This is a genomic window from Novosphingobium umbonatum (assembly GCF_004005905.1).
Taxonomy (GTDB): domain Bacteria; phylum Pseudomonadota; class Alphaproteobacteria; order Sphingomonadales; family Sphingomonadaceae; genus Novosphingobium; species Novosphingobium umbonatum.
This window is the reverse complement of record NZ_SACO01000017.1, coordinates 51,073-63,265: the sequence shown is the minus strand read 5'-3', so window position 1 is coordinate 63,265 and position 12,193 is coordinate 51,073. Positions and strand designations below refer to the sequence as shown.

14 protein-coding genes and 1 pseudogene are annotated in these 12,193 nt (G+C 61.5%); 13 read left to right on the top strand and 2 right to left on the bottom strand.

From position 1 onward, the window contains the following. Positions 1-124 precede the first annotated feature (124 nt). The 5 genes and pseudogenes from EOE18_RS16585 to nadS form a co-directional block, all read left to right on the top strand. Positions 125-487 (top strand): annotated as a pseudogene (locus tag EOE18_RS16585) (DUF2493 domain-containing protein); the annotation flags it as partial. A gap of 314 nt (positions 488-801) precedes the next feature. Continuing rightward, positions 802-2,115: a tyrosine-type recombinase/integrase gene (locus tag EOE18_RS16580; protein ID WP_246027512.1), complete on the top strand. Its 1,314-nt coding sequence runs from the start codon at positions 802-804 to the stop codon at positions 2,113-2,115. Beyond that, positions 2,112-3,317 (top strand): tyrosine-type recombinase/integrase, encoded by a 1,206-nt coding sequence (locus EOE18_RS16575; RefSeq protein ID WP_127711569.1) that lies wholly within the window; start codon positions 2,112-2,114, stop codon positions 3,315-3,317. Before EOE18_RS16580 ends, EOE18_RS16575 begins: the two co-directional genes overlap by 4 nt. A 49-nt stretch (positions 3,318-3,366) precedes the next feature. Then, a complete protein-coding gene (locus tag EOE18_RS16570; protein ID WP_220446033.1) occupies positions 3,367-3,726 on the top strand; it encodes a type II toxin-antitoxin system RelE/ParE family toxin in 360 nt (119 codons plus the stop codon). Continuing rightward, positions 3,723-4,022 carry a NadS family protein gene (nadS, locus tag EOE18_RS16565; protein WP_246027511.1) on the top strand — a complete coding sequence of 100 codons (300 nt, stop codon included), beginning with the start codon at positions 3,723-3,725 and terminating at the stop codon, positions 4,020-4,022. Before EOE18_RS16570 ends, nadS begins: the two co-directional genes overlap by 4 nt. 64 nt (positions 4,023-4,086) lie before the next feature. Here nadS and EOE18_RS16560 read toward each other — a convergent pair whose 3' ends face one another. Beyond that, positions 4,087-4,665 (bottom strand): TetR/AcrR family transcriptional regulator, encoded by a 579-nt coding sequence (locus tag EOE18_RS16560; protein ID WP_164852797.1) that lies wholly within the window; start codon positions 4,663-4,665, stop codon positions 4,087-4,089. 78 nt (positions 4,666-4,743) lie between these two features. On the opposite strand from EOE18_RS16560, the gene EOE18_RS16555 reads away from it, so the two are divergent. The 3 genes from EOE18_RS16555 to EOE18_RS16545 are packed head-to-tail and all read left to right on the top strand — an operon-like array spanning position 4,744 to position 6,507. Then, complete coding sequence (locus EOE18_RS16555) at positions 4,744-5,325, top strand: hypothetical protein (protein WP_127711563.1); 582 nt, start codon at positions 4,744-4,746, stop codon at positions 5,323-5,325. Positions 5,326-5,365: 40 nt separating this feature from the next. Next, positions 5,366-6,232, top strand: coding sequence for a nickel/cobalt efflux transporter (locus tag EOE18_RS16550; protein WP_127711561.1), 867 nt, complete (start codon positions 5,366-5,368; stop codon positions 6,230-6,232). Between the two features lie 8 nt (positions 6,233-6,240). Further along, positions 6,241-6,507 (top strand): metal-sensing transcriptional repressor, encoded by a 267-nt coding sequence (locus EOE18_RS16545; protein ID WP_127711559.1) that lies wholly within the window; start codon positions 6,241-6,243, stop codon positions 6,505-6,507. Positions 6,508-6,514: 7 nt separating this feature from the next. On the opposite strand, the gene EOE18_RS16540 is transcribed toward EOE18_RS16545, so the two are convergent. Further along, positions 6,515-6,943, bottom strand: a complete 429-nt coding sequence (locus tag EOE18_RS16540) for a histidine kinase (RefSeq protein ID WP_127711557.1) — start codon at positions 6,941-6,943, stop codon at positions 6,515-6,517. 248 nt (positions 6,944-7,191) lie between these two features. Here EOE18_RS16540 and chrA point away from each other — a divergent pair, with 248 nt between their 5' ends. The 5 genes from chrA (at position 7,192) to EOE18_RS16515 (ending at position 11,664) form a co-directional block, all read left to right on the top strand. Continuing rightward, positions 7,192-8,508, top strand: a complete 1,317-nt coding sequence (gene chrA / locus EOE18_RS16535) for a chromate efflux transporter (protein WP_127711555.1) — start codon at positions 7,192-7,194, stop codon at positions 8,506-8,508. Positions 8,509-8,520: 12 nt separating this feature from the next. After that, the gene (locus EOE18_RS16530) at positions 8,521-9,237 is read left to right on the top strand and encodes a superoxide dismutase (protein ID WP_246027510.1); all 717 of its coding nucleotides are present in this window, start codon (positions 8,521-8,523) and stop codon (positions 9,235-9,237) included. 64 nt (positions 9,238-9,301) lie between these two features. Further along, positions 9,302-9,829, top strand: coding sequence for a hypothetical protein (locus tag EOE18_RS16525; RefSeq protein WP_127711553.1), 528 nt, complete (start codon positions 9,302-9,304; stop codon positions 9,827-9,829). 86 nt (positions 9,830-9,915) lie between these two features. Then, positions 9,916-10,821, top strand: a complete 906-nt coding sequence (locus tag EOE18_RS16520) for a YncE family protein (protein ID WP_246027509.1) — start codon at positions 9,916-9,918, stop codon at positions 10,819-10,821. A gap of 15 nt (positions 10,822-10,836) precedes the next feature. After that, entirely contained in the window at positions 10,837-11,664 is an 828-nt protein-coding gene (locus tag EOE18_RS16515) for a chromate resistance protein ChrB domain-containing protein (protein WP_127711551.1), read from the top strand. Positions 11,665-12,193 lie beyond the last annotated feature (529 nt).

Here is a 12,193-nt window from a genome sequence, read left to right as displayed (position 1 = left end):
AGCCCGCTGGTCAGCGCGATCCGAACCGCCTCTCGCTTAAAATCTTCACTATGCTTCATCATCTCGTCGGTCTCCTGTTGCGAGCATAAAACGCTCAGGTGACCGGCACAAATCCGTTACAAGTCCAGTCATCTTCTCCGGCGGCACCGACTGGCACGACCATGAACTGCTCTGGCAGGCCCTCGACGAGACCCACGCCCGCGTGCCCCATATGATCCTCGCCACCACCGCCCAGCACAAGGGCTGCGACCTGATCGCCCACGCCTGGGCCGCCGCGCGCGGCGTCAAGACCGTCCGCTTCACCCTCAACCGGGCACTGGGCAAGCGCGCAGGCTTCGTCCGCAACGAGCAACTGATGAACCTCAAGCCGGTCCACGCCATCGTCTGCGAAGGCTCGGGCCTCCAGTCCAACCTCTTGAGCCGCGTGCGTGAGGCGAACGTGCCCCACCACGCTTTCGCCCAACGCCACCAGCGCATCGCTGCCTGACGTTTCGGAGGACGCCGCATCCGCGGCGTCCTCCTTCTCTTTTTCCGATGGCAGGAGGCACGCGGACGTAGGGGTGGGACAAGCCCACCCCATGCCGCGCGCCTGATCAGGACGATTAGTTGTCGTCCCGCAGGACGGCGCTTTGGCCCATTTTTATGGCCGCTCGGAGCAGTCGATTTGCGCTTGAGAAGCGCCTCTCATCCCCAGCAGGAACCCGATTGACGGCCACTCAGCGAGGTCGCCCCAATAACTCACATGTCACAGTCCCTTAAGGGGATAGGAACGGCACACCGAACGCGGGTTATCCGCATTTTATGGGAAAAAGTGCTGCAAAATCAATCGAGGATGCGCTGGAAACGTGGCGCAAGCTGGCCGCCGCCGATGGCTGTCTGGTCCCCAAAATTCCGCAGAATTCCGGGGTTTTGGATGGCGAATTGGGGGTGTATGATGGCGATATGGTCCCCAAACGGCTTGCGCCCGGGAATCGGGCCTATCTTGATGGCAATTTGGCGCGTCGGAAGCAGCCGCCCGCGCCTCGGGAATATGCGATCTGGGATACCGAGCTTGCTGGGTTCGGCCTGAGGATCAGGCCATCGGGGCGGCGCAGTTGGTTCGTGCGGGTCCGGCGGCGCGGCAAGCATCAGCGGATCACGCTGGGCTCGGTGGAAGACCTCGATGCGCCGACTGCGCGGATGCAGGCGCGGCGAATTTTGGCAGAGGTGGCGCTTGATGGTCTGCCTCGCCGCGTTGCACAGCGTCAGTCGCCCACCTTCGCCGAGTATGTCGATGAGTTCTGGCGCGATTGCGCGCATCACTGGAAGCTTTCGACCCAGAAGCGCAATTGGGACGCCATCCGCCTCGACATTGCCCCGCAGTTTGGCCCGATGCGGCTCGACATCATCTGCCGGTCAGACATCATCCGCTGGCGGGATGATTGCGCGGAGGGGAAGCAAGCGAAGTTCAACCGCGCGCTGCCGGTGCTGGCGGCGATGCTGAAATATGCCGAGGCGCTGGGGTATCTGCGCAAGGGGAGCAATCCTTGCAGGGGAACGCCGCGCTTCAAGCGCAAGGCGATGGAGCGGTTCCTCAGCCCACTTGAGTATCGGCGGCTAGGGGCAGCGCTGAGCGAAGCCGAGGAAATGCAACCTCTGCGCGTCGCCATCATCCGCTTGCTACTCTACACCGGCGCGCGGAGCCAAGAGATCGGTGGCCTGCAATGGGATTGGGTGCAGGGACCGCGCCTGTTGCTGCCCGATAGCAAGACCGGCCCCAAGACGATCTGGTTGTGCAGCCAAGCGGTGCGGATTCTGGAGGCCTTGCCGCGCCGCGAAGGCTGCCCCTTCGTGTTTCCCAACCAGAAAGGCGACGCACCGCTCAAACTGGACGTATGGTGGTCCAAATTCCGCCGCCGTTGCGCGCTGCCGGATCTGCGCATTCACGACCTACGCCACAGCTATGCCTCAATCGCCATCCGCCACAATATGCCGCTGGCGACCATCGGCAGGCTGCTGGGGCATGAACTGCCCGAGACGACCGCCAAATACGCCCACCTTGCCGACGAGACGATTGCCGAGGCGGCGGCGCGCGTGTCGGGTGGATTGGCCAGCGCGATTGGATTGGGCGCATGACCAGTCTTTCCCTCCGCCAGATTGTCGAGAAAGCGCTGGCCGAGGTTGGCGTCGATCCCAAACTCTCGCGCGCTCAGCGGGGCCGCCCACGAACAACTACATGGCTGGCCATCGAGAACGGCTTTGGTATCCGCCACTACGCCAGCGGGCGGCATGTTTACATCGTCCAAACGCGGATGGGCGGGCGTGTGCGGACGATCACCATTGGCCCGGCTACCGTGCTGACCCGCCATCAGGCGACGATGGTGGCGCGGCGGGTCATCGCCCATGCACGCGTCGGCCATGATCCTGCCACCGTTCGCGAGCGCATTCGCAGCGCGCCGCGCATGGATGATTTCCTCAAGGAATATTGGCAGAAATGTGAGCCGACTTGGAAGCCGTCCACCCGCACCACCGCCACTGATTACCGTCGCTGCCATATCGATGGGGCGTTCAAGGACATCTATGTCGACAGCTTGACCGAGGCCGATGTCGCCAAATGGTTTGCCGCCCTGACCGACAATGCCGGGCCAGGTGCTGCGAACCGCTGCATGGACATCCTGCGCGCCGCGCTCAACAAGGCTGAGGCGTGGGGCTATCGCGTTGAGAACACCAACCCCTGCTATGCCGTGCGCTGCAATCGCAAGGTGATGCGCACCCGCCACCTGTCCGAGGTGGAGATGACCCGTTTGGGCGCTGCGCTGGCGGATATGCGCAACCATGCCGATCAGAGCCTGCGCTCTCAGGCAGTGGCGATCACGCTGCTGCTTCTGACCGGCTGCCGTCGCGGCGAAATCCTCTCGCTGCAGTGGAGCGACTTGCGTGGCAACCGCCTCAAGCTGCGCGACAGCAAGACCGGGCCTCGGACAGTTTGGCTGGGGCAAGAAGCGGTCGATCTGCTCGGCGAAGTTCCCCGAATGCCCAAGGTGCCGTGGATTTTCGCAAGTTCGCGTACCGGCAATCCGTTTTCAGACATCCGGGATGCATGGGTGGAGGTGCGCGACCTTGCTGGCTTACGGAATTTCCGGCTGCATGATTTGCGCCATACCTTTGCCAGCCATGCCGTGATGAGCCGGGAAAGTCTGCCGATGATCGGCAAGCTGCTCGGACATCGCTGCATCAAATCCACCGCGCGTTATGCCCACCTTGACGACGCCCATCTGCTCGATGCCGCCGAGGAAATCGGGCGGGCTATCGAGCAGGCTTTGGCGGGCGGGCGCTAGACCTGCACTACCCCTTGAAGGTCGGGCGTCAATGACGTATATCCCGCACATGAAGACTCGCCCCATCACCGTCGCCGAGACGCAAATCTTTGCGCGCTCGGCGGCCAAGATTTGGAGCGAGGCGGAACTGGCAGAGTTGGTCGATTACGTCGCTCACAATCCCGAAGCGGGCGACGTGATCCAAGGCACCGGCGGCGTGCGCAAGCTACGCTGGAGCAAGGCAGGAAGTGGCAAGCGCGGTGGCGCGCGGGTGATCTATTTCTACTATCACTCAGGCTGTCCGCTCTACCTGCTGCTGGCCTATGCGAAGGCGCAGGCCACCGACCTGACGCCGGACGAGAAGAAGGCGGTCGCCGGTTTTGCGGCGATTATCAAGACAGCGGCGGGCATCGCCGAAGGAGACGCATGATGAGCAGCTTTGGTGACGATCTGATCGCGGCCATTTCCGAGGCTGCGGAGCACGCTCAGGGCACGAGCCAGTTGGCGCGCACGCACACTATCGAAGTGCCGGACGTCCGCGCCATTCGCGAGGAACTGGGCATGTCGCAGCAGGCCTTTGCCAGCGCTTACCGGATTCCGTTGGCGACCCTAAAAGGTTGGGAGCAAGGGCGGAGGCAGCCAGATGCTACCGCCAGCGCGTATCTTTCTGTGATTGCGGGGCTGCCGGATGCTGCAAGGGATGTGTTGCGAATGGCAGCAAGCTAACTTTTTTCTGCTGACGGCCCACCTCCTGTGATTCTGCAATTTCAGTCAACGCCTCACGCTTTCATCATGAGTGCTCGCGCGGGTGAGACAAAGCCCGTGCTCCGCGCCTTAGCGATAGGGCAACGCTGGGCGGCGCAGCGCTGAAGCGGTGTCCCACCCAAGCCCTCAGCAACGCCATAGAACTGGCGGCGATCTGCTCGGCAAGCATGGTCAGGCCATCGGGGCTGATGTCGACGCACTGTAGTGACAACCTCTCACGCAGCGTATCGGCCAGCAGGGTTTGAAGCTTGTCCCCGGTGGGCCCGCCCAGCAGGCGCCGAGCTGTCGCTCGCTGCGTCCAGATATGGCTGACCCACTGTTCCAGCGCAGGCGAAACGCCTTGTTCCTGAGGCATGGCCGCAAGCGTTTCGACAAATGGCCGGAGGTTTTCGAGCAAGAGATCGTCCTTGCCGGCAAAGTGGTAATAGAAAGTCGAGCGCGCGACCTGAGCGGCCTGAATAATGCTGGCCACGCCGAAATCTCCATAGCGGCGGCTCAACACCAGTTCCGCAAAACCGCGAAGCAAGGCCGTTCGCGCATCGGCCCCAGTTGAGGAAGTGGCAGCAGGGTTGTCGGTGTCGCGCATTTCCCATGGTTCGGACATTCCAGCCAACTTGTCCATATCGAGCTGGCGCCCTCATCCCTATTGGCACACCCAGCCAAACCGGGGAGCCTTGCAACCATGCCAATAGCCCGCACTGCCAAGATTGCCGCCGTCACCCTCTTGGTAGGCGCAATCTCGCAAATACCTGCCAGCCTGCTGGGCGCGCTGAGCCAGCCTTGGGCCTTTGCCGGATGGCTGGTGCTGACCTTCGGCGCTTTGAGCCTGTGCGACGAACTTGGGGCCACCCGCCCGCTCAATCGAGCAGGCCTGATCGTGTTCGGCATCTGTTTTGTCGCCAGGACCGTGATGGTGGTAGTGCCAGATCCGGCAGTCATCGTGCGAGCGGAACTGACCTTCGCTTTGTCCAGCCTGCTGGCGCTACAGCTTTGGTCGGCAGCTTTGATGCATCGGCGTGATCGACCCAAGGTCATCGGGATACTGGGATCGCTGCTGTCAGCTTCAGGCCTGGCGGTGCTGGTCGCAGCGCACGTTCTTGCCGCAGGTGCCGGCTATCTGGGCTTTGCCGAGCTGTTCTCCGCTCTCCGGCATCCCGATCTCGAACCCCATCGCGCCATGGTGAGCCTGGCGACCATCACCGTGATCTGGAGCGGCATAACAGGCGTTGCGCTTTGGACCCGTGATCTCAAAGGTCTGCCCTGAGTACTTGCTATATCCCCCTAGGGGGGATACTGGATCGCCCATGACTGACCTTTCCTCGCTCATCGTTCAAGATGCCGCCAATGGCTGGCTGTTCATTCCCAGTGCCATCCTGCTGGGCGCGCTGCACGGGTTGGAGCCGGGTCATTCCAAGACCATGATGGCCGCCTTCATCATCGCGGTGAAAGGCACGGTCCGGCAGGCGGTCCTGCTGGGGCTGGCCGCCACGCTATCGCATACAATGGTGGTGTGGCTGGTTGCGATGGGCGGGATGTGGGCCTTTGGATCGTTCCGGGCTGAGGATACCGAACCCTATTTTCAATTGGCCTCGGGCGCAGTGATCATTGGCATGGCGTTGTGGATGCTGTGGCGCGCCCGCGCCGATCTGCGCGCGGCCCATAGCCATAATCACGATCATGGGCATCATCATGATCACCATCACGGGCACGGGCATCACGATCATCATCATGACCATCATCACCATGAGCCGAGCGATGAAGACGTTCACGAGTTGGAACTGGCGACTGGCGGCTATGTCAATGCCCATGAGGCAGCCCATGCTGAAGATATTCGGCGGCGCTTTGCCAATCGCGCGGTGAGCACCGGCCAGATCGTGATCTTCGGCCTCACCGGTGGATTGGTGCCATGTCCCGGCGCCATCACCGTGCTGATGCTGTGCCTGCAACTGCACCGTGTCGCCTTGGGAGCCGTGCTGGTGGCAGGATTTTCGGTCGGGCTGGCCATGACGATGGTGGCATCGGGCGTGCTGGCGGCCCTGTCCCTGCGCCATCTGGAAAAGCGCTGGAGCGGATTTGGCGAGGCAGTTCGCAAGGCTCCGCTGATCTCAGGCGGGGTGATCCTTGTTGTGGGTTGCATCGTCGCGCTTGACGGCGCGCGTCACCTGCTCTGAATGAGGCCATGAGCCACACCACCGACAAGGACCTGATCAACCGCCTGCGCCGGGCCAACGGGCACCTCGCCAAGATCGTCACGATGATCGAGGACGATCGCAGTGCCCTGGACGTGGCCCAGCAGTTGCAGGCGGTGATCGCCGCGCTCGACAAGGCCAAAACCCATCTGGTAGCGCACCATATCGAGCATCACCTCACCGAAACGCTCGGCGATCTTACACCCGAAGCGCGCGAGACGCTGGGGCGACTGACCGAGATCGCCAAATATCTATAGGCTTGGGTCAGCGAGGACGCCAACCCTGGCCCCATTCCCGCCCGTCGCCGTAGCCATGGGCGGCACGATCCATCCATTGGCCAATCCGGTCGTAGCGCCAGGCGATCTCGCGAACCGAGCGCATATCGCCTTCAGCACATTCGCGGCGCTGACGCCCCTCCAGTCCATCAATCGCGGCGTGCATACGGTCGGCTTGGTCGGGATCAATGTCCCCCTCGTCGACCTCCTGGCCAAGCTTCTCCTCGAGCATATGCGCGCGTTGGCCCGAACAGACGAAGTTCATCATGCGATCGGCGCCATCGTCATGCCAACGCATAGCATAAGGCGCCGGTGGTGGGGCGCCATTGCCCACATAGACACCCCAACTTTGCGCCTGTGCGCTTCCCGCCACCATCAGCGCGGTCACCACCCCAATTGCACCCACCCAATGCCGCATGTCGCATCTCCCGAACCGGCAAGTCACCGATACACCCCGGATAGCGACCGACGGGTTGTGCGATGCTGAATACAATTGTCGTCTTTGGTTCATCTTGACCGGCGCCAGAGCAAATCCATTGCCATCTAACCGAAGCTACGCTAGAAGCCCGTTTTACCGGGATAAAGCAACCTCCCGGCCAGGCGTCAGCCCAAGTGTTGCCTTCTCTTGCCTGCGCTTTTGCGGGCGGAAAGGTAATAGGCGCTTTGATGACGACTTCTCGTACCCATCCTGATTTTGCCGAGCTGGTGCGCGTGTCGGCGCGCATCGGCTGCCTCAGCTTTGGCGGGCCGGCGGGGCAAATCGCGCTGATGCATCGCGAATTGGTCGAGGAACGTGGCTGGGTCAGCGAGGAGCAATATCTTCACGCGCTCAACTTCTGCCACCTGCTGCCGGGGCCAGAAGCGCAGCAACTGGCGATCTGGATCGGCTGGAAGCTGCACGGCATTCGCGGCGGGCTGGCGGCGGGGCTGCTGTTTGTGATCCCCGGTGCCGCGGTGATTCTCGCGCTGTCGATGCTTTATGGCGCGGCGGCGCATTTGGTGTGGTTTGCCGCGCTGTTCCTCGGTATCAAGGCGGCGGTGCTGGCGATCGTGGTGCAGGCAGTGCTACGCTTGGCAGGTCGCGCGCTGGGCACGCGTTTTCGCAAAGCAGCAGCGGTAGTGTCCTTCATCGCGCTGTTTATGTTCAACGCGCCCTTCCCGCTAGTGGTGATCGGCGCAGGACTGGTTGGCTGGTTTGTCGCCCGTCAGCGCCCCGCTCTGCTGGGCCTCAAGGCCGAACCTGCCACCCCGCCCGACACCGCGCGCCCGTGGCGCCACAGCCTGTGGTCCGCACTGATCGGCGGGGCGGTTTGGGCAGCACCCATGGTTGCGGTGCTCGCCCTTTTGGGGCGCGGCCATGTGCTGTGGCGGATTGGCCTGTTCTTTTCCAAGCTGGCCGTGGTGACCTTCGGTGGGGCCTATGCGGTGCTGGCCTACATGGCGCAGCAGGCGGTCTCGACCCAACACTGGCTGAGCGCGGGCGAAATGGCCGATGGGCTGGGCCTTGCCGAGACCACCCCCGGCCCGCTGATCATGGTCACGCAATTTGTGGGCTATCTGGCCGCCTTCCGCGCGCCAGCACCTTTTACCCCGCTGGTAGCTGGCCTGTTGGGCGCGGCGCTCACCACCTGGGTGACCTTCGCACCCTGCTTCCTGTGGGTGTTTGCGCTGGCGCCATGGATTGAGCGGCTGGAACGCGCGGGCCTTTTGAAGGGCGCACTGGCGCTGGTCACCTCGGCGATTGTCGGGGTGATCGCCAATCTGTCGGCATGGTTCGCCCTGCAGGTGTTGTTCCATGATTTGCGCCCAACCTCGCTTGGCCCTGTCAGCCTCAACCTCCCGCAGCTCGCCAGCTTCGACTGGCGCGCCGGATTGATCGCTGCCGTATCGGCCTTCGCGATCATCGGCCGCAAATGGAATGTGATTCCCGTTCTCGCCTTGGCCGCCGCTGGCGGTTGGCTGCTCTCTCAACTGTCCGCATAGGAGTTTCTGACCATGACCGACATTTCCCGCCGCAACGCTCTTGGCGGCCTTGCCCTTGGCATGGCCGCAGCCGCAGTCCCCATGGAAGCCAGCGCCCAAAGCGCACCCTCGGTTACCGTTCCGGCCTTCGCTGGCGGCCATCAGCCCAAGCCGCTCGGCTTTGATGCGACCAAGCTCACCGGTCTCTCGGAAAAGCTGATCCGCTCGCATTGGGAAAACAATTACCAAGGCTCGGTCAAGGCCCTCAACATGGTCGAAGGGCGCCTGTCAGCAGCCATGGCGGACAAGGACCTGCCGCCAGTGATCTATGGCGATCTCAAACGCGAGGAATTGCACCGCACCGGTTCGGTTATCCTCCACGAGCTCTATTTCGAACAGTTCGGCGGCAATGGCGTCGCCTCGGGCGCAATCCGCGAGGCGCTGGCCAAAAGCCATGGCAGTTTCGAGGGCTGGGAGGCCGAATTCCGGCGCACCGCTATGGCGCTGGCGGGCGGTTCGGGCTGGTGCATTTTGGCGTGGAACCAATACACCAAGTCGCTGCACAATTACTGGGCATGGGATCACACCAATGGCCCCGTCACCGGCACGCCGCTGCTGGTGCTGGACATGTATGAGCACGCCTTTGCCATCGACTATGGCGCAGCAGCGGCCAAATATGTCGATGCCTTCATGCACAACATCGACTGGGCGGTGGTCGATGCCCGCTACCGGGCCGCCACCAAGGGATAACTCGAAAGGCGATATGGCCTGAGGACCTACAGGTCGTCAGGCCATGTCATGCTGGTCCAAACGCATGTTGATTTTCCTCAAACTCTTATGGGCGCTCGCCGTATTTTGGCACGTGCTGGCTTTCTGCCAGGGCGGCTATTGCGTGCTGCAAGCCTATGCATCGCTGTTTGATGGCTCTCGTGATCCCTTGCGCCAGCACCGCATCAAGGTTGCGGAATGGCATTTATGGGCATCCGGTTTGGCGATCATCGCACTCGGGATCTTGCTGGCTGGCGGATTGTGCTATTTCCAGAATCCAAAACTTTGGACCAAACTGGTCGTGGTCATCGTATGGCTTGCAACCAGCCTGATGCTGGGCAATCTGCGGCATATTTCAACCCTGTCTGGGCGGCGCAGCGCCCTCTTGCTGATCTGTTCGATCAGTGCGGCCTGCTGGCTCTACGGCGCTTTTCTGGGGGTTGCCAAATCGCTGGCCAATGGCGCCGTGCCATTTGGAGCTTTCATCTCCGGATTTGGCTTGACCATCCTTGGCTGTATCGCGGCGACGTTCTGGCTCGAACGGCGACACACCTGTTATGAAGGAGAGATCTGATGCGGCGATTGGCCCACATCGCATTACTCGCGACTATGGCGCTCAGTGGATGCGCTCAGGCGCAGTCTCCGACTGCTGGCACCTCTTTGACGCTGGAACGCGAAGTGCTATTGCCCGGTGTGAAAGGCCGCATCGATCATCTGACGCTCGATCCCGCGCATCATCGCCTGTTCGTCGCCGAGATCGCCAACGGCACGGTTGATGCCATCGACCTGGTGTCAGGTAAGATGCAAAGGATCTCCGGCCTCGCAGAACCGCAAGGGGTGGCCTATCTCCCCGCGCAAAACCAGTTGGTGGTCGCCAGCGGCGGCGATGGTACGGTGCGCTTCTACAATGCGGCCACCTTGGCACCGCTCGGCCAGATCAAGCTGGGCGATGATGCAGACAATGTAAGGGTGGACAAGCCCAGCGGGCAGATCGCCGTCGGCTATGGGTCAGGAGCGATTGCCCTGATCGATCCAGCCCGGCGTGAGGTCATCGGCCGCATAGACCTGCCCGCCCACCCCGAAGGCTTCCAGATCGATGATGGGTCAGCCCGACTTTACGTCAATCTGCCCAATGCCGGGACGGTGGCCGTCGCCGATCTGCACTCAGCCAAGGTCACGGCCCGCTGGGTTGCACCACATCGCTTGAATTTTCCAATGGCGCTGGGGGCCGAAGGCAAGCAGATCGCCATCGTTTCCCGCTTGCCCGCTCATGTCACATGGTTCGATGCAGCCAGTGGCGCGGTGCGACTGGACTTGCCGACCTGCGGCGATGCTGACGACATATTCCGCGATGCAAAGCGGCACCGGTGGTACGTCAGTTGCGGCTCTGGCAAGGTCGAAATCTTTGCCGAGCAGGGTTCTGCTATCACCGCGATGGGCACAGTCCAGACCGGGACGGGAGGGCGGACCTCGCTCTTTTCTCCCGAGCTGGATCGGTTGATTGTTGCCGTGCCCGCCGGCTGGACCGGTAGCGCCAAATTGCTCCTTCTCAAGCCCAACGAATAATCCGAAAGACCCGCCATGTCCGCGCTCAACGCCATCAGCCCCGCCAAACTCCTGCGCCTTGTGGGAACGCCGAAATGTCCGGTTTTGATCGACGTGCGGATGCCAGAGGAGGTTGAGGGTCGGTTGTTCCCGGCAGCGATCTTGCGTGACGGGATCTCGGTTTCATCTTGGGGGCCGGCCTATGCCGAGCGCGAAGTGGTTGTGATCTGCCGCAATGGTCAAGCAGCCAGCCCTGGCGTTGCGGCATGGCTGCGCCATCATGGCGTCGACGCGCAAATTCTGGAGGGCGGTGTGCTGGCGTGGCAGGCCGAAAAGCTTCCTATGATCGCGGTCGACGCCCTTCCTCCGCGTGATGGCGAGGGCCGCACAATATGGGTGACGCGCGCCCGGCCCAAGGTGGACCGCATCGCCTGCCCATGGCTGATCCGTCGCTTTGTCGATCCCGAGGCAGTATTCCTTTTTACCGCGCCGTCGGAAATTCAGGCAGTGTCGCTTGGCTTCAGCGCCACACCTTTCGATGTCGAAGGCGATGGCCTGCGCTGGACGCATCGCGGCGAGCTTTGCACCTTCGATACGATGGTAGAGGATTTTGGCCTTAGAGACCTTGATCCGCTTGCTCGGCTAGCCATCATTGTCCGCGGTGCCGACACAGATCGCGTGAAAATAGCCCCCGAGGCAGCAGGACTACTTGCAGTGTCGTTGGGCTTGTCGCGCATGTTCGACGATGACCACGCTCAGCTTGAGGCCGGGATGCTGGTCTATGACGCGCTTTACCGCTGGAGTCGCGATGCCTTTGAGGAAACCCATGACTGGGCATCGCATAAAGGCCGACGGAAGCTTTAGCGACAAGCCAATGATCACATTCAGAGTAGAAAACGGGCTGACCAATCTCCCTCTCCGCCATAACACCTGGTTGCTATTTGGTCCCCAAGCGAGAATAAATCCAGAACAAGGGGTTCCGTTTATCGCGACACATGACCCTTTGGAAGGTCAGTTTATTCCCGCAAGTCACCAGTTTTACAGAAAATTCTTCCATATCACCCGGCACGTGACAAGTGCCCAAAAAGTTCCTGATTGACAGCACACCGAACGCGGCGGAACCGCTCTGAAAAGGGGCGGTCATGGAGGAGTAAATCATTTGAAAGCTATGATATTTTCTGAATATTCTACATCCGGAATAGGAAAACTGCGAATTCCGTCGGCGGAATATCGGGCAATGAGCAGGCCTATGATGGCCTATGTCGAGGATTTCCTCAAATAAGACTTTGATATGTATTTGAATTATTATTCCGTAGGCGGAATAGCCTTTCATTCTACATTCCACCTGCGGAAGGCCACCCGCTTGCGCAAGGCCCGGCAGTAAGTTAAACAT